This window comes from Roseateles sp. GW821-FHT09G09 (assembly GCF_059415965.1).
On sequence record NZ_JBWKOG010000004.1, the window covers coordinates 338,868 to 356,067 of the forward strand.

Sequence of the window (17,200 nt, forward strand, 5' to 3'; positions counted from 1 at the left end):
TAGTGGGACTACAGCCTGGATGGTGGTCAGACCTGGACGCATGGCAGCGGAACCTCCATCTCAGGAAGCGTGCTGAGCGAGGGGACGAACCACGTCACCATTCAGCAGACCGATGCCGCGGGTAACCATTCGAGCGTCACCACGGACGTAATGAAGGACTCCGTTGTTACTCAGCCAAGCATCGGGGCGCTGGAGAACGGCAAGCTGACAATCGGCAATCTGGAGTCCGGAGCGGCTTGGGACTACAGCGTGAATGGCGGCACGACATGGATACACGGAACTGGAACTGACCTGCCGATTGAAGCAGTCAGCGTAGGAAACAGTCAGTTGACGGTTCGTCAGACCGATGCGGCAGGAAATCAGGCAACTTCATCCCTCAACGTGGTCCGGGGTACAGATGCCGCCGACGTCGTCAATGCGCCAGCAGGTGGTGGTGTCCTGATCGGTGGAGGTGGCCCCGACGCCTTCACGTTCAACTCCCAGAGTAGAGGCACTTTCCTTTTGCCCGACTACGAGATGCGTCCTGGACACTCTGCCCAAGACATTGAAAGGATCGACTTTTCGGACCTGACCGAACCCCCGGACATCTACGCCCATCCTGAAAAGTGGATCCAGATGCTGAACGAAAACGGGCACACCGTTGCCAGATTTGACTTCGACAACCAGGGAGATTTCTCCAAGCCAGAGTTGACGTTGATTCTTCCGCAGGTCGATCAAACGATCTGGATTACGTGGGGCGGCAACGGGTTTTTCACCCCAGGTCCCACTCACTGAGCCGTCCCGGATCCAGGGAGACTGTCGAACGGCGCGAGCTACGGCACCGTGCCGGGCAGCAACACCTGTCGATCGACGCCACGCAACTCACGATGGCCGCAGAACGCCATCGTGAGGTCCAGCTCCCGATGGATGATCTCCAAAGCCCGGCTCACGCCGGGCTTTCCCATTGCGCCGAGGCCATACAGGAACGCGCGGCCAATGTAGGTGCCGCGCGCCCCCAGGGCCCAAGCCTTGAGCACGTCCTGGCCCGAACGGATCCCGCCGTCCAGGTGCACCTCGATGCGGTCGCCGACCGCCTCGACGATGCGCGGCAGCGCGCGGATGCTGGACTCGGCACCGTCCAGCTGGCGTCCGCCGTGGTTGCTGACGATCAGCGCGTCGGCGCCCGTGGCCGCGGCGAGCTTCGCGTCCTCCTCGTCGATGATGCCCTTGATGATCAGCTTGCCGCCCCAGCGCTCGCGGATCCACTCCACATCGCTCCAGCTCAGCTGCGGATCGAATTGCTTGGCGGTCCATTCGGACAGCGAGCTCATGTCACCGACGCCCTTCACGTGGCCGACGATGTTGCCGAAGTGCCGCCGCGACGTGCCCAGCATGCCCAGGCACCAGCGCGGCTTGGTCGCCATGTTGATCAGGTTGGGCAGCGTCAGCTTGGGCGGGGCCGACAGGCCGTTCTTCAGGTCCTTGTGCCGTTGGCCGAGGATCTGCAGGTCCAGCGTCAGCACCAGCGCCTCGCACTTCGCGGCCTTGGCGCGGTCGATCAGGCTGTTGATGAACCCCTTGTCCTTCATCACATAGAGCTGGAACCAGAACGGCGCCGTCGTGTTCGCGGCGATGTCCTCGATCGAGCAGATGCTCATCGTCGACAGCGTGAACGGCACGCCGAAGGCCTCCGCAGCCTGGGCGCCGAGGATCTCGCCGTCCGCGTGCTGCATGCCGGTCATGCCGGTCGGCGCGATCGCGACGGGCATGGCGACGGGACGGCCGAGCATGGTGGTCGCGGTGCTGCGGTCGTCCATGTTCACGGCGACGCGCTGGCGCAGCTTGATGGACTGGAAGTCCGACTCGTTGGCGCGGTAGGTGCTTTCGGTCCAGGACCCGGAATCCGCGTAGTCGTAGAACATCCGCGGGACACGCCGCTGCGCGAGCACGCGCAGGTCTTCGATACAGGTGATGACGCTCATGCGCCGCATGCTAGGCGAGCCGCGCGGACACCGGCCGGAAAGTTTCGCGGGCCCGGTCGGAAGATCCTTCCGGCGGGCTCAGGGACTTCCCGGGGCGCCCCGGTCAGACCATGCCGCCGCCGTCGAGGGTCGCGACCGATTCGGCGCTGAGCGACCGGCAATGGTGGACGAGCCAGCGCGCGAACGAACGCGCCGCGTCGCCGTCGGCGTGTCGGACCAGGCCATAGGGCATCGCCGCGGGCACGGCGAGGTCGAACAGGCGCTTGAGCGCGCCGCCGCGCAGGTAGGTGGCCGCCAGGCTCGGCCGGCCGAGCACGACCCCCTGGCCACAGGCGGCAGCCTCCAGCGTGAGGCCGAGGTCGATGAAGCGCGTGCCCTGCGCGGGCTCGGGCCAGTCGAGGCCGGCGGCGCGCAGCCACGGCTGCCAGGGCTGCAGCGGCGTGCGCAGCAGCGGCGCCGAGGCCAGGTCCGCCGGCGTGCGGATCGCCGGCAGGCGGGCCAGCAGCGACGGGGCGGCCATCGGCGTGACGACGTCGTCGAGCAGGACTTCGCCGTCCGCCGGGACGATGCCGGCAAAGATCTCGACGTCGGCCGGCGGCGCCGGCTGATCCAGGTAGGGCGTCGACAGCAGCAGCTCGAGCTCGATGTCCGGCTGCGCGGCCTCGAAGCCGGGCAGGGCGGGGACCAGCACCTGGCGCGCAAAGGTCGGCGGGCTGGTGATGCTGAGCCGGACGACGCGCTGCTGCTCGCGCCGATGCAGCGGCACGGCGGCCAGCAGCGCCAGCGCGGTCCGGACCTGCGCGAGGTATTCCTTGCCGGCGGCGGTGAGGCGCAGCGGATGGCGCGTCATCAGCGGCTGGCCGAGGCGTTCTTCCAAGGTCGCGATGCGCTTGCCAACGGCGCTCGCGCTGACGTGGAGCACCTCGGCGGCGCGCTCCAGGCTGCCCAAGCGTGCGGCGGCCTCGAAGGCCAGCAGGCCGTCGATCGAAGGCAGGCGCAAGGTGTCGTCGAGAGGCTCGCCTGGGGCGTGGTGCGAGGGGTCGCTCATGGGCGCGACTGTAGCGTCCAGGGCGCTTTCTTCCCTCAGGCCGTCAGGGAGGCAGGATGGCGGGCGCACGAGGCGTCGCAGCGCGCGGATACAGTGGCGCGATGTCCGATGTTCCCGAGAGAAGCCTGATCGCCGCTGCCGACGAGGCCCGCCACCAAGCGCACGAGGGGCCGCGCCTCGTCGCCGACGAGGGCGCTTGCGAGGCTGCGGCCGACCACGCGATCGACCACGCGATCGACCACGCGGCCGACGACGCGACCGTGAGCGCGCTGGAACAGGCGTCCCTGTGGCGCCGTCTGCCGTGGATGGTGGGCGGCGGGTTGAGTCTGGTGCTCGGCGTGATCGGCATCTTCCTGCCGCTGCTGCCGACGACCCCGTTCGTGCTGCTGGCCGCGTTCTGCTTCGCGCGCGGGTCTGCGCGCTGCGAGGCGTGGCTGGTCGGCCACCCGCGCTTCGGGCCGATGGTCGTGAAGTGGCGCGCCAATCGCGCCGTGCCGCTCCGGGCCAAGCAGATGGCCTGGGGAATGATGGCGATCAGCTCGATCATTTCCGCGCTCGTCATGCCGGTCGTGCCTTGGCTGCCCGCCGTCTGCTGCCTGGCGGTCGGCCTCTGGCTCTGGCGTCTGCCTACGGCCTGATTCGACAGGCGACGTTCCGACACTCCCCGGATGGCCGAATCCAGGGCCACGACGCCGGCGACGGTCATGAACCGGGTGGATCGATCGAGGACGCTTGCATCGCACGGCGATTCAACCGAACAGGCTCAGGTTCTCCGGCTTCGGTCGCGCGGGCGCGTCATCCTTCGGCGCGGGCCCGGCACGCCCCCGTGTCTTCGGTTCGACATCGCCCGGCCGGCTCAGCTTCCCGACCCGCACGCCGAGCAGCCGCAGCCGCTGGCTCAGGTCCACGCGCTTGAGGCACAGGCCCGCCGCGTGCCGGATGGCCGCCGCGTCCTGCACCGGCGCGTCCAGGGTCAGGTCGCGCGTCACCGTGCGGAAGCCCTCGAAGCGCAGCTTGATGCCGATCGTGCGGCCCAGGTAGCCCTTGCGCTGCAGGTCCGACGCGAGCTGCTCGCACAGCGCGGTGAAGATGCGCGACAGCTCCGGGCGGTCGCGCTTGGCATGCAGGTCGCGCTCGAAGGTCGTCTCGCGGCTGATGGACACCGGCTCGCTGTAGGTCACCACCGGCCGCTCGTCGAGGCCCCACGCCGCCTGGTGCAGCCAGGCGCTGTAGCCCGCACCGAAATGCTGCAGCAGCAGCTCCGGGGCCGCGGCGGCGAGCTCGCCGATCGTGTGGATGTCCAGACTTTCCAGCTTGGCGCCCGCCTTCGGCCCGATGCCGTTGATGCGCCGCACCGGCAGCGGCCAGATCTTCGTCGGCAGGTCCTCCATCATGATCAGCGTCAGGCCGTCGGGCTTGTCGAGCTCCGACGCGATCTTGGACAGCAGCTTGTTGGGCGTCACCCCGATCGAGCAGGTCAGGCCGGTCGCGCGCTGCACCGAGTTCTTGATCTCCCGCGCGATCGCCCGCACGCCGCCGAGCGGGTCGTGACCCACCGCGTCACGCGCGCCGGGCACGTCGGTGAGGTCGATGTAGATCTCGTCGATGCCGCGGTCCTCGATCACCGGCGCGATCTCGCGCACCGCCGCCTTGAACAGCCGCGAGAAGTGCCGGTACGAGTCGAAGTCCGCCGGCAGCAGGATCGCCTGCGGCGCGCGCAGCGCCGCCTTCATCAGTCCCATCGCGGAGAACACGCCGAGGTCGCGGGCCGCGTAGGTCGACGTCGTCACGACGCCGCGCCCGGTGTAGTCGGCCAGCTTGAAGAACTCGCGCGTGCCGTCGGGCCGCTCCCGCGGCGTGTGGGCGCGCCGTCCGCCGACCACCACCGGCTGGCCCTTGAGCTCCGGATAACGCAGCAGCTCCACGGACGCGTAGAACGCGTCCATGTCCAGATGGGCGATCAGGCGATCGGGCAGCGCTGGCGTCGACTCGGCCATGCGAGGGATTGTGAGCGTGTCGGTTGACACTCGCTGTCAGCAGGCCGGGAGCCGGTTCCGGTTCCGGCCAAGGACCTCGTCGATCAGACGACGAAGGCGAGGCAGGGCGTCAGTGTCCGCAGCTCGTCGACCCGCAGGCCGACACGATGTCCTCAGCCTTGGCCTCGGACGACGCTGACGCCTTGATCGGATCGCGGCATTCGCCGGTCGTCGGATCGAAGCCGCGTTGTTCCATCGTGTAGACCAGCGCCGCGTCCATCATCTCCGCGTGACCCGGGAACCACTGCGACAGCTCCGTGCGCACGATCGCCAGCGGCTCGCGGTCGCCGAGTTCCTCGGCGTAGCGCACCACCTCGCGCATCACGTTCAGCACCATCGCATGCTGGCTGCTGTGGCAGTTCTCCGGCTCGAAGCCGGTGGCTGCCATCCAGCGCTCCTCCATCGCGAAGTGCGCCTCCGTGTGGGCCAGCAGTTCCTTGAACGCCGGCAGCGCGTCCTCGCCGCGATCGAGCGTATCGGCGTAGCGGTTCAGCAGCGCGACGAATTCCTCGTGCGTGTGGTCGAGCTCCGGCTGATTCAGCACGAGCTCGTCGGTCCAGGCCAGCGCGCTCATGGTCAGGCCTTCGCGACGGGGGCCGTGACGCTCGCGCCCAGACGGGCGCGGTGACGCGCCACCTGCGCGCGGACCTGCGCCGGCGCCGTGCCGCCGAGGATGTTGCGCGCGTTCAGCGAGCCCGTCAGCGACAGCACCTCGTAGACGTCCTCGCCGATGCGCGCATCGAATTGCCGCAGCGCCTCCAGCGGCAGCGCCGACAGGTCGATGCCCTGCGCTTGCGCCGTCTTCACCGCGTGCGCGACGATCTCGTGCGCGTCGCGGAAGGCCAGGCCCTGCTTGACCAGGTAGTCCGCCAGGTCGGTCGCGGTCGCGTACCCCTTGAGCGCCGCGCGCTCCATCGCGTCGGCCTTGACCGTCAGGCCGGCCATCATCTCCGCGAAGATGCGCAGCGTGTCGTTGAGCGTGTCGACGGTGTCGAACAGCGGCTCCTTGTCTTCCTGGTTGTCCTTGTTGTAGGCCAGCGGCTGGCCCTTCATCAGCGTGATCAGGCCCATCAGGTGGCCCACCACGCGGCCGCTCTTGCCGCGCGCCAGCTCGGGCACGTCCGGGTTCTTCTTCTGCGGCATGATGCTCGAGCCGGTGCAGAACCGGTCCGGCAGCGCGATGAAGCCGAAGGCCTGGCTCATCCACAGGATCAGCTCTTCCGACAGGCGCGAGATGTGCACCATGATCAGCGCGGCCGCGGCGCTGAACTCGATCGCGAAGTCGCGGTCGCTGACGGCGTCCAGGCTGTTCTGCGCGACGCCCTCCATGCCCAGCGTGCGCGCGACGCGTTCGCGGTCCAGCGGATAGCTGGTGCCGGCCAGCGCGGCGGCGCCCAGCGGCAGGCGGTTCACGCGCTTGCGGGTGTCGACCAGGCGTTCCGCGTCGCGGGCGAACATCTCGACGTAGGCCAGCAGGTGATGCCCGAAGGCCACCGGCTGCGCCACCTGCAGGTGGGTGAAGCCCGGCAGGATGACGTCGGCGTGGCGCTCGGCCTGCTCGACCAGCACCCGCTGCAGCTCGCCGAGCAGGCCGAGGAGGGTGTCGATCTCGCCGCGCAGCCACAGGCGCACGTCGGTGGCGACCTGGTCATTCCGGCTGCGGCCGGTGTGCAGCCGCTTGCCGGCCAGGCCGACCAGCTCGGTCAGGCGGGCCTCGATGTTCAGGTGGACGTCCTCCAGGTCCAGCTTCCATTCGAAGCGGCCCGAGGCGATCTCCTCGCGGATCTGCGCCATGCCCGTCTGGATCGCGGCCAGGTCCTCGGCGCCGATGATCCCTTGCGCGGCGAGCATGTCCGCGTGGGCCAGCGAGCCCTGGATGTCCGCCGCCCAGAGGCGTTTGTCGAAGTCGACGCTGGCGGTGTAGCGCTTGACCAGGTCGCTCATCGGCTCGGAGAAGAGCGCGGACCAGGCCTGCGACTTGTTGGCGAGCTGGTTGTCGGCGACCTGAGGGGAGGACGAGGGGTCAATGGGGGAGGAGGGCATCGGCTTGCAAGGCGTTACGACTTCGCGGCGCCCCGGGCGTGTCCGCATAGGAAGCGGCCGGACGCCTGGGTGAGAATGAGCCGCCGATTCTAAAGGGGGCGCCACCGGGGCGCCCGAGGCGCTGCTTCAGAGGGCGGGACAGTGCGGCGACGGGAGGATCCGATGGCCACGAAGGCAAAGAACGGGCGCGCGCCAGGGACGGACCCCTGGCGGTCGACCCAGCCGCCGCACGAGGGCGGCGAGGCGATGGACACGCTGGGCACACTGGACACGCGCGCGCCGACGACCCAACCCATGAGCACGCAGCCCTTGGACAGCCGACCGATGTCCCTGCAGCCCGCCTGGGAGGAGACCCGGCTGGACGCGCGGCCAACCGAGCCGCCGCGGCTGATCGACGCGCAGCGCAGATTCGACGTCTGCCACGTCGGCCTGGTGTTGCGCGCCGTGCTGGGCGTGCAGCTGGTGCTCTCGCTGGGGCTGGCGATGACCTCCGAGACGGCGGGGCAATGGGCGTGGTCGATGGGCGGCGCGTCGGTCGCGGCGTTGAGCGGCGTCCTGGCCTGGCTGCTGATCGTGTGCGCATCCAAGCGCCTGCTGGCGCGGCTGCCCGAGTGGGCGCAGTGGACGCTGCCGATCGCGCTCGGCGCGGCCTGCGCCCACGGCGGCGCGATGCTGCTGGAGGCGGTGGACATCGGCGCGCTCGGCACCTTGCAGCGCACCGCGGCGGTGCTGGCGGGCGCCCTGGCGGCGGGCGTGCTGCTCGGATGGCTGAAGCTGCGCGAGCGCGCCCAAGCGCCCGCCGATGCGCTGGCGCGGCTGGTGGAGCTGCAATCGCGCATCCGGCCGCACTTCCTCTTCAACACGCTGAATACCGCGATCGCGCTGGTGCGCGTCGATCCGAACCGCGCCGAGGAGGTGCTCGAGGACCTGGCCGAGCTGTTCCGTGTGGCGCTGGCGGACGCCGGGCCGACGGCCGAGGGCGTGCGGCTCGACCAGGAGGTCGAACTGGCGCGACGTTATCTGGCGATCGAGCAGCTGCGCTTCGGCGACCGGCTGCGCGTGCATTGGCAGCTGGATCCGCACGCGGCGGAAGCGCGCGTGCCGCCGCTGCTGCTGCAGCCGCTGGTGGAGAACGCCGTGCGCCACGGCATCGAGCCCAACGACGGCGGCGGCGACGTCGACATCGTGACGCGCGCGCGCGGCAGCGAGATCGAGATCCGCGTCGTCAACACGGTCGGCCTGCCCTCGCGCGGCAAGGGGCACGGGCTGGCGCTGCGCAATGTGCGGCAACGCCTGCGGCTGATGCACGACGTGGCGGCGCGGCTGGAGGCCGGGCCGGGCGAAGGGCGCTTCGTCGTGCGCATCGTGATGCCGCGATGACAACAACAGAACGGGAGGGAAGGACATGCTGACGCATCCGCCGCTGAGGGTCTTGATCGTCGACGACGAGCCGCTGGCGCGGCTGCGGCTGCGCGGTCTGGTCGAGGCCAACGAGGAGCCGCGCGCCGAGGTCGTCGCCGAAGCCGGCAGCGGCGATCAGGCGCTGGCGTGGCTCAAGGACCATGCCTGCGACCTGATCCTGCTCGACGTGCAGATGCCGGGCCTGGACGGGCTGGGGCTGGCGCAGGCGCTGCACGGCCGGCCGTTCGCGCCGGCCATCGTGTTCGTCACCGCGCATGCGCAGCACGCGCTGCTGGCCTTCGAACTGGAGGCGCTGGACTACCTGACCAAGCCGGTGCGGCGCGAGCGGTTGCAGGCCAGCCTGGCGCGGGCGGTCCAGCGCATCGACGAACGGTCCGCCGCCAAGGCGCGCGAGGAGCGCGACGTCCTCGGCCCGGCGTCGTCGCCGGGCACCGAGGCGCCCGTCATCAACATCACCGAGCGCGGACGCCTGCTGCGGGTGCCGCTTTCGGAGGTGCTCTATTTCAAGGCCGAGCTCAAGTACCTGACGCTGCGCACGGCGACGCAGAGCCATGTCATGGACGGCTCGCTGAGCGATCTGGAACAGCGCCTGGGCGACCGCTTCCTGCGCGTGCACCGCAACGCGCTGGTCGCGCGTTCGGCGGTGCGCGAGCTCGAGCGCCACGTGCCTACCGACGGCCCGGCCGACGGCGACGGGGACAACGGCGGGGAACTCGGCTGGGCGGTCCGGATCGCCCATGTCAACGAGTGGCTCGCCGTCTCGCGGCGGCAGGTCGCCGCGGTGCGGGAAGCGCTGGCGGGACAGCGCTGAAGCGGGCGCGTGGTCGGAGGACGGTTCACCGACTTCGCGGCAACGCGGCAACGCGGCAGCGCGGCAACGCCGTCGCACGGGCCCCGGGGGGCTTCAGCCCGTGTTGCGCAGGCCCGCCGCGATCCCGTTGATGGACAGATGGATGCCGCGCTGGACGCGTTCCAGCCGCGGATCCTCCGCGCGCTTCTCCGCCGGGATCGCGCGGTAGCGCCGCATCAGCTCGACCTGCAGGTGGTTCAGCGGATCGATGTAGGGGAAGCGGTGCTCGATCGAACGCGCCAGGGCGGGATTGGCCGCGAGCCGGCCGCTCTCGCCGGTGATCAGCGCGATGGCTTCCTCGGTGCGCGCGAACTCGGCCTCGATGGCGCCGAAGATCCGCTTGGCCAGGCGCTTGTCCTCGACCAGCTCCAGGTAGCGGCGCGCGATGTCGAGGTCGGCCTTGGCCAGCACCATGTCCAGGTTGGACAGCAGCGTCTTGAAGAAGGGCCACTGCTTGTGCATGCGCTTGAGCAGCGCCAGCTTCTCGTCGCGGGCCGCCCCGTCCTTGCCATTGCCCTTGCCCAGGAAGTCCTGGACGCCCGAGCCGAAGCCGCACCAGCCCGGCAGCGTGATGCGCGACTGGCCCCAGCTGAAGCCCCACGGGATCGCGCGCAGGTCCTCGATCGCGCGTGTCGCCTTGCGCGAGGCGGGACGCGAGCCGATGTTGAGCTCGGCGATCTCGCGGATCGGCGTGGTGGCGAAGAAGAAGTCGGCGAAGCCCGGCGTGTCGTAGACCAGCCCGCGGTAGGCGGCGAAGCTCGCGTCCGAGAGCGCCTGCGCCGCGGTCATGAAGGCCTGCGGCGCGGTCTTGGTCGGATGCAGCAGCGTGGCCTCCAGCGTCGCGGCGACCAGCGTCTCCAGGTTGCGCCGGCCGATCTCGGGGTTGGCGTACTTGGAGTTGATGACCTCGCCCTGCTCGGTCAGCCGGATCTGGCCGTTCACCGTGCCGGGCGGCTGCGCGAGGATGGCCTGGTAGCTCGGACCGCCGCCGCGGCCCACCGTGCCGCCGCGGCCGTGGAACAGCCGCAGCGTCAGCGGACCCTGCTGGCGCAGCTCGTCGAACAGCGTCACCAGCGCGATCTCGGCGCGGTACAGCTCCCAGCTGCTGGTGAACACGCCGCCGTCCTTGTTGGAGTCGGAGTAGCCCAGCATGATGTCCTGCTCGCCGCCGGAGCGGCGCACCAGCGCGGCCATGCCGGGCAGCTCGTAGAAGCCCTGCATGATGCGGGGCGCGTTGCGCAGGTCGGCGATGGTCTCGAACAGCGGCACCACGATCAGGTCGCTGACCGCGTCGCCGTCGAGCGTGCCGCGCAGCAGGCCGACTTCCTTGAGCAGCAGCTGCACCTCCAGCAGGTCGCTGACGTCCTCGGTGTGCGAGATGATGTAGTGGCGCAGCGCCTCGCGGCCGAAGCGCTTCAGCGACTCGCGCGCGGTCTCGAAGATCGCGAGCTCGCCCAGCGTGCGCTCGCTGTACTCGGCGCCCAGCACGCGCAGCGGGCGCGTCTGGTTCAGCAGGTCGACCAGCAGCGCGCGACGCTCCTGCTCGCCCAGGGCCGAGTAGTCCTCGCAGACGCGGGCCTGCTTCAGCAGTTCGACGACGGTGAGCTCGTGCTGGTCGCTGCTCTGGCGCAGGTCCAGCGTCGCCAGGTGGAAACCGAAGACCTGCACCGCGCGGATCAGCGGCTTGAGCCGCGGCGCGATCAGCGCGTGCGCGTGATGGTGCTCGAGCGATTCCTTGATGATCCGCAGGTCCGCGAGCAGGTCCTCCGGCGACAGGTACGGGTCCTGCGGTGCGACCGCGTGGCGCAGCGCCTCCGTGCCGGTCAGCGATTCGAGCGTCGCGGCCAGGCGCGCGTACATGCCGGTCAGCGCGCGCCGGTAGGGCTCGTCCATCCGGTGCTCGTTCTGGTCGGGGCTGCGCTCGGCCAGCGCCTGCATCGCCGGCGTGACGCCGGCCAGGCGCAGCGAGATCGACAGCTCCGCGCCCAGCTCATGCAGCTCGGTCAGGTAGTGGCGCAGCGCCAGTTCGCTCTGGCGGCGCAGCGCGAGCCGCATCGTGTCGGCGGTGACGTTCGGATTGCCGTCGCGGTCGCCGCCGATCCACTGGCCCATGCGCAGGAAGGGCGGCACGTCCTCGCCGGGCAGCGCTTCCTCCAGTTCGGTGTAGAGCTTGGGGATCTCGCGCAGGAAGGTCGCGTGGTAGTAGCTCAGCGCGTTCTCGATCTCGTCGGCCACGGTCAGCTTCGAATAGCGCAGCATCCGCGTCTGCCACAGCTGCGTGACGCGGGCACGGATCAGGAGTTCGTTCGCGGCCAGTTCGCGCTCGGTGTGCAGGCGGTCGCGCGCGCCGACCAGTTCGGCCACGGCGCGCTCGGCGTCCAGGATGCTCTTGCGCTGCACCTCGGTCGGATGGGCCGTCAACACCGGCGACACGAAGCCGTGCGCCAGCGTCTTCGCCACTTCCGCCGGCCGCACGCCGGCGTCGAACAGGCGCTCCAGCGCATACCCCAGCGAGCCCGGCTGCAGCGAGCCCTCGCGCTCGTGCACCTCGCGGCGGCGGACGTGGTGGCGGTCCTCGGCGATGTTGGCCAGGTGGGAGAAATAGCTGAACGCGCGGATCACGCTCACCGTCTGCTCGCCCGACAGGCCCTTGAGCAGCTTGTCCATCTGCCTGCCGGCCTGCGCGTCGCGCTTCAGGCGGAAGGCCACCGACAGCTGCCGCACACGCTCCACCAGTTCGTAGGCCTCGCGGCCTTCCTGCTCGCGGATCACTTCGCCCAGGATGCGGCCTAGCAGGCGGATGTCATCCATCAGCGGCTGGTTCTTGTCCTTGATGGTCTTGATCGAGCGGACGGCGCTCGCACCCTTGCGGGGGGGCTTGGCGGCGGACTTGCCAACGGACTTGGCGATGGACTTGGCGACCGCCTGGCCTGCCGGCTTCGGCGTCGTCCTGGGGGCAGGTGTTGCGGCCGGCTCGGCACGGGCCTTGGTGCGGGACGTCGTGCGGGACTTGGCGGAGGCGGACGGGGTACTGGCGGGCATGGCGGCGTGAGGTTCGTCAGGGACCCGGGGAGGGGCGTGATGTAACGAAGTTACCTTCGGTTGACTTTAGCAGTTTCTTCGTGCGCGGCTCGCCCGTGGGCGTGGCGCGGGCGCCGCGATCGGCAGGGATTTGCTCCGGGATCGCGCAAGCCTCGCTTCGCGGCAAACGAGCTTCCCTCCACCGAGGGACGACAGCGGGCGCCGCTCGGCTAGCATCCCGGCCCATGAAGCAAGAATTCGTGATCGCCACCCGCGAGAGCCGGCTGGCCCTCTGGCAGGCGGAACATGTGCAGGCGCTGCTCCGGGCGCGCGGCCTTGAGGTGCGGCTGCTCGGCATGACCACGCGCGGCGACCAGATCCTGGACCGCACGCTGTCCAAGGTCGGCGGCAAGGGCCTGTTCGTGAAGGAACTGGAGACGGCGCTGGAGGACGGCCGCGCGCAACTCGCGGTGCATTCGCTGAAGGATGTGCCGATGGAACTGCCCGAGGGCTTCGTGCTCGCGGCGGTGCTGGAGCGCGAGGACCCGCGCGACGCGCTGGTGTCGTCGACCTTCGACAGCCTCGCCGCGCTGCCGCAGGGCGCCTGCGTGGGCACGTCCAGCCTGCGCCGCGTGACGCAGCTGAAGAACCTCCGGCCGGACCTGCGCATCGAGCCGCTGCGCGGCAACCTCGACACGCGGCTGCGCAAGCTCGACGAGGGCCAGTACGACGCGATCGTGCTCGCCGCCGCGGGGCTGAAACGCCTGAACCTGGACGGCCGCATCCGCCAGTACTTCGGCGTCGACGAGATGATCCCCTGCGCCGGGCAGGGAGCGCTGGGCATCGAGATCCGCGCCGGCCAGGCGCCGCTGGCGGACCATCTGGACGCGCTGGTGCACCGGCCGACCTGGCTGGCGGCGGCGGCGGAACGCGCGGTCTCGCGCGCGCTGGGCGGCAGTTGCTCGATGCCGCTGGCCGCCCACGCGGTCTGGACCGCCGGCGGCGAACTGAGCCTGTCCGTCGCGCTGGGTCATCCGATCGAGCCGGAACGCGCGCTGCTGCGGGCGGGCGCGCAGGCGGCAGTGGCGGACCTCGGCGCCGCGGAAGCCCTGGGCATCTCGGCCGCCTCGGCGCTGCGCGAACTCGGGGCTGTCGAGTACCTGAAGGACGTCTGATGCCGGGCGCCGTCGCCCCGGTCCGGTTGTTGCTGACCCGCCCGCGGGCGCAGGCCGATGAATGGGCGCGGCGCATGGCCGCGCTGGGGGTGCCGACCGTCTCCCTGCCGTTGATCGACATCGAACCGGCCGCCGACCCGGCGCCCATCGCGGCTGCATGGTCGGCCTTGCCGACGATGGACCTGGCGATGTTCGTCAGCCCGAACGCCGTCGAGCAGTTCTTCGACCATCGACCTGCCGACGCCGTCTGGCCCGGGCGGACCTGGGCGGCGACCGTCGGTCCGGGCAGCGCGCGGGCGCTGATCGAGCGCGGCGTGCCGCCGACGCGGCTGGTCCAGCCGCCGGCGGCGTCCGACAGCCTCGACTCGGAACACCTGTGGCCCGAGCTGGTCCGCGTCGCGGGCGCGGACTGGTCGGGTCGTCGCGCGCTGCTGGTGCGCGGCGACGGCGGACGCGAATGGCTGGGCGACCGGCTGCGCGACGCGGGCGCCGAGGTGGCCGCCGTCAGCGTCTACCGCCGCAGCTGCCCCCGGCTGTCGGCGGAGACCGAGGCGCTGCTGCGCGTCGCGCTGGGCGAGCCGGGGCGGCACGTGTGGCTCTTCAGCAGTTCGGAGGCCATCGGCCACCTGGAGGCCCTCGAAAAGGGGACGCAGGGGGGCGAGCCCGCCGGGGAGGCGGACACCCCGCGGCGCCCCCGTTGGGAGCGCGTCCTGGCGCTGACCACGCACGAGCGCATCGCCGCCCGCGCGCAAGCCCTCGGGGTGGGGCATGTGGTTTTGGTGCGACCGGATGCCGAGGCCGTCGCGGCCGGGTTCCGGGTGCTGTCAGGGTCCACCCTAGAATCGCCGTCGTGAGCGAGACCACCACCCCAGCGGCCGACGTTCCGTCGCCCCACAAGCCCGCCCGGCAATCCGGCGCCACCTTGACCCAGGCCGTCGTGGCCTGCGTCGGTCTGGTGGCCCTGCTGGCCCTCGGCCTGGCCTGGCAGAGCCAGCAGCGACTCAAGCAGGTCGAACAGGAACTCGTCCGGCGCCAGGACAGCAGCCAGAGCGAGGCCAACATCGCCCGCGACCAGGCGCGCCAGGCGCAGGACCTCAGCCGCGACACCGCGGCCAAGGTCGCGCTGGTCGACGCGCGGCTGTCCGAGGTCGCCGTGCAGCGCGAGCAGCTCGAGACGCTGATGCAGTCGATGAACCGCTCGCGCGACGAGAACGTGGTCGGCGACATCGAGGCCTCGCTGCGCGTGGCCATGCAGCAGAGCACGATCACCGGCAGCGCGGAGCCGCTGGTGGCCGCGCTGCGCCAGGCCGACGAGCGGCTGGGCCGCTACAAGCAGCCGCGCCTGGAGGGCGTCCGCCGCGCCGTGACGCGCGACCTGGAACGCATCAAGGCGGTCAGCGTGGTCGACGTGTCGACGCTGACGATCAAGCTGGACGAGGTCGTGCGCCAGGTCGACGACCTCCCGCTGCTGGCCGTCGCCCAGCCCGGACAGGATCCGTCGGGCGCTGTCGCGCCCGTCGCGCCCGTCACGCAACACCCGACCCCGTCGTCCACCGTCGCGAAGCCCGCCGCGCCGCGCAAGCCCGCCTCCGCCGCCGCCTCGCAGGCCGCTGGCGACGGCGAACCCGGCTGGTGGACCCGTCTCTGGGACCAGGCCGGCGATCGCTGGACGACGCTGTCCGGCGACGTCTGGCGCGAAGCCCGCGGCCTGCTGCGCGTCACGCGCATCGACCATCCGGAAGCCGCGCTGATCGCGCCCGAGCAGTCCTTCTTCCTCCGGGAGAACCTCAAGCTGCGGCTGTTGAACGCCCGGCTGGCGCTGCTGAGCCGTCAGTTCGACACCGCGCAGGTCGACCTGCGCGAGGCGCAGGCGATGCTGGACCGCTACTTCGACGCCCGCTCGCGCAAGCTGACCCAGACGACGGAGCTGCTGCGTCAGGTGCAGGGCCAGTCCCGGCAGGTGACCGTGCCGCGCCCCGACGACACGCTGGCCGCGCTGAGCGCGGTCGCGCGCTGAGGAGATCGCCGTGCGCATGGTGATCTGGCTGGTGCTGCTGTTCGTCGCGGCCGTGGTCGCGGCATTGACGCTGGGCAACAACGACGGTCTCGCCAGTTTCTACTGGCGCGGCTGGCGCATGGACCTGTCGCTGAATCTCTTCCTGCTGCTGCTGGTGGGAGGCTGCTTCGCGCTGATGACGCTGATGCAGACGCTGGACGCGCTGCTGACGCTGCCCAAGCGGGCGCGGCTGTGGCGCATGGCCCAGCGTGAACGCAGCGCGCAGGTCGCCTTGCGCGAGGCCTGGGCGGAGTACTTCGGCGCCCGCTACAGCCGGGCGCAGAAGGCGGCGCAGCGCGCGCTCGCCATCCAGGTGCAGACGCCGGATCTGGCGCAGGATGGCGCTTTCATGGCCCTGGCGCACCTGGTGGCCGCGCAGAGCGCCCACAAGCTGCAGGACAGGCGCAATCGCGACGAGCATCTGCGCCAGGCCCTCCAGGTGGCGGCGACGTCGGCCGGTGCCCGGGTGCAGGAAGAAGGCGCCAGACTGCTGGCCGCGGAATGGGCCCTCGACGATCGCGACGCGCCGCGCGCGCTCGGCCTGCTGGGCGAACTGACGCCGGGTGTCGCACGCCGCACGCAGGCGCTGCGGCTCAAGCTGCAGGGCAGCCGCCTGGCGCATGAGCCGCTGGAGGCGCTGCGCACCGCGCGTCTGCTGGCCAAGCACCAGGGCTTCTCGAAATCGGCCGCGCAAGGCCTGCTGCGTTCGCTCGCGTGCGAGGCGTTGGACGCCGCCCGCGACATCGACCAGTTGCGCGGCATCTGGCAGCAACTGGACGCCTCGGACCGGCGCGATGTGTTCGTCGCGTCGCGCGCGGCGAACTGCGCGGCCAGCCTGGGCGCGCCGGAGGACGGACGCGGCTGGCTGCGGCCGTTCTGGGAATCGATCGCGGAGCAGGGCGCCGACGAGCGCCATGCGCTGGCCGAGGCGCTGGTGCTGTGCACGCCCGGACTGGGGCCGGAATGGCTGCAGCGCCTGGAGGGCGCGGTCCTGCGCTTCCCGCGCGACGGCACGATGGCCCTCGCGCTGGGACACGCGCTCGCGGAGCGCCAGCTGTGGGGCAAGGCCCGCCTGATGCTGGAGCAGGCCGCCGAGGATCGCGAATTGACCGTCAATGCGCGCCGCCGCAGTTGGCTGCGACTGGCGGAAATGGCTGACCAGGACGACGACACCGAACGCCGTGCCCGCTGCTACGAGGCGGCGGCACGTCTGGGTTGAAGCCGGCGTACGGCCCTGGAAGCTGCCAGGGCGGTTCGATGGAATGATTTTTCGTCGAGATACTTGCAGACCTGCAAAAACGCATGCTATAGTCGCAGTCTTTCAGCGGCTGTAGCTCAGTTGGATAGAGTACTTGGCTACGAACCAAGGGGTCGTGGGTTCGAATCCTGCCAGCCGCACCAGAAAAACTGTTGGATCTCCGGGTAACCGGAGATTCGGCAAGAAAAAGAAGAAGTAACAACAAAAACCTGGGATCGCTTCCACGACGGCGGTTCCTGATCAGTAAAAGTCGAGCGGCTGTAGCTCAGTTGGATAGAGTACTTGGCTACGAACCAAGGGGTCGTGGGTTCGAATCCTGCCAGCCGCACC

Annotated in this window: 14 protein-coding genes and 2 tRNA genes; 10 read left to right on the forward strand and 6 right to left on the reverse strand. The window is 70.4% G+C overall.

What is annotated here, in order from left to right; genetic code table 11:
- Positions 1–69 precede the first annotated feature (69 nt).
- Positions 70–774: a hypothetical protein gene (locus AC07O8_RS12985; protein WP_495048415.1), complete on the forward strand. Its 705-nt coding sequence runs from the start codon at positions 70–72 to the stop codon at positions 772–774.
- Between the two features lie 38 nt (positions 775–812).
- On the opposite strand, the gene AC07O8_RS12990 is transcribed toward AC07O8_RS12985, so the two are convergent.
- Together AC07O8_RS12990 and AC07O8_RS12995 are read right to left on the reverse strand one after the other, a co-directional pair.
- A complete protein-coding gene (locus AC07O8_RS12990; RefSeq protein ID WP_495048416.1) occupies positions 813–1,961 on the reverse strand; it encodes an alpha-hydroxy acid oxidase in 1,149 nt (382 codons plus the stop codon).
- A gap of 103 nt (positions 1,962–2,064) precedes the next feature.
- Complete coding sequence (locus tag AC07O8_RS12995; protein WP_495048417.1) at positions 2,065–3,009, reverse strand: LysR family transcriptional regulator; 945 nt, start codon at positions 3,007–3,009, stop codon at positions 2,065–2,067.
- A gap of 101 nt (positions 3,010–3,110) precedes the next feature.
- On the opposite strand from AC07O8_RS12995, the gene AC07O8_RS13000 reads away from it, so the two are divergent.
- Positions 3,111–3,647 carry a YbaN family protein gene (locus tag AC07O8_RS13000; protein WP_495048418.1) on the forward strand — a complete coding sequence of 179 codons (537 nt, stop codon included), beginning with the start codon at positions 3,111–3,113 and terminating at the stop codon, positions 3,645–3,647.
- Between the two features lie 111 nt (positions 3,648–3,758).
- On the opposite strand, the gene dinB is transcribed toward AC07O8_RS13000, so the two are convergent.
- The 3 genes from dinB to argH form a co-directional block, all read right to left on the reverse strand.
- A complete protein-coding gene (dinB, locus tag AC07O8_RS13005; protein ID WP_495048419.1) occupies positions 3,759–5,006 on the reverse strand; it encodes a DNA polymerase IV in 1,248 nt (415 codons plus the stop codon).
- Positions 5,007–5,115: 109 nt separating this feature from the next.
- Positions 5,116–5,619, reverse strand: a complete 504-nt coding sequence (locus AC07O8_RS13010) for a hemerythrin domain-containing protein (protein WP_495048420.1) — start codon at positions 5,617–5,619, stop codon at positions 5,116–5,118.
- A gap of 2 nt (positions 5,620–5,621) precedes the next feature.
- Positions 5,622–7,088, reverse strand: a complete 1,467-nt coding sequence (gene argH, locus AC07O8_RS13015; RefSeq protein ID WP_495048421.1) for an argininosuccinate lyase — start codon at positions 7,086–7,088, stop codon at positions 5,622–5,624.
- Between the two features lie 162 nt (positions 7,089–7,250).
- Here argH and AC07O8_RS13020 point away from each other — a divergent pair, with 162 nt between their 5' ends.
- A complete protein-coding gene (locus tag AC07O8_RS13020; protein WP_495048422.1) occupies positions 7,251–8,468 on the forward strand; it encodes a sensor histidine kinase in 1,218 nt (405 codons plus the stop codon).
- Between the two features lie 25 nt (positions 8,469–8,493).
- On the forward strand, positions 8,494–9,321 hold the full coding sequence (locus AC07O8_RS13025; protein ID WP_495048423.1) for a LytR/AlgR family response regulator transcription factor: 828 nt from the start codon (positions 8,494–8,496) through the stop codon (positions 9,319–9,321).
- A gap of 93 nt (positions 9,322–9,414) precedes the next feature.
- Here the strand turns inward: AC07O8_RS13025 and ppc are convergent, their stop codons facing one another.
- Entirely contained in the window at positions 9,415–12,171 is a 2,757-nt protein-coding gene (gene ppc / locus AC07O8_RS13030; protein ID WP_495048642.1) for a phosphoenolpyruvate carboxylase, read from the reverse strand.
- Between the two features lie 455 nt (positions 12,172–12,626).
- Here ppc and hemC point away from each other — a divergent pair, with 455 nt between their 5' ends.
- The 6 genes from hemC (at position 12,627) to AC07O8_RS13060 (ending at position 17,198) form a co-directional block, all read left to right on the forward strand.
- A complete protein-coding gene (gene hemC, locus AC07O8_RS13035; protein WP_495048424.1) occupies positions 12,627–13,556 on the forward strand; it encodes a hydroxymethylbilane synthase in 930 nt (309 codons plus the stop codon).
- Positions 13,556–14,410, forward strand: a complete 855-nt coding sequence (locus AC07O8_RS13040) for a uroporphyrinogen-III synthase (protein WP_495048425.1) — start codon at positions 13,556–13,558, stop codon at positions 14,408–14,410. The genes hemC and AC07O8_RS13040 overlap by 1 nt, the downstream gene beginning before the upstream one ends.
- Positions 14,407–15,573, forward strand: a complete 1,167-nt coding sequence (locus AC07O8_RS13045) for a uroporphyrinogen-III C-methyltransferase (RefSeq protein WP_495048426.1) — start codon at positions 14,407–14,409, stop codon at positions 15,571–15,573. The genes AC07O8_RS13040 and AC07O8_RS13045 overlap by 4 nt, the downstream gene beginning before the upstream one ends.
- Before the next feature lie 16 nt (positions 15,574–15,589).
- Positions 15,590–16,831: a heme biosynthesis HemY N-terminal domain-containing protein gene (locus AC07O8_RS13050; protein ID WP_495048643.1), complete on the forward strand. Its 1,242-nt coding sequence runs from the start codon at positions 15,590–15,592 to the stop codon at positions 16,829–16,831.
- A 105-nt stretch (positions 16,832–16,936) separates the two neighbouring features.
- Positions 16,937–17,013 (forward strand) — tRNA-Arg (locus tag AC07O8_RS13055).
- A 111-nt stretch (positions 17,014–17,124) separates the two neighbouring features.
- Positions 17,125–17,198, forward strand: a tRNA-Arg gene (locus AC07O8_RS13060).
- Positions 17,199–17,200: the final 2 nt, after the last annotated feature.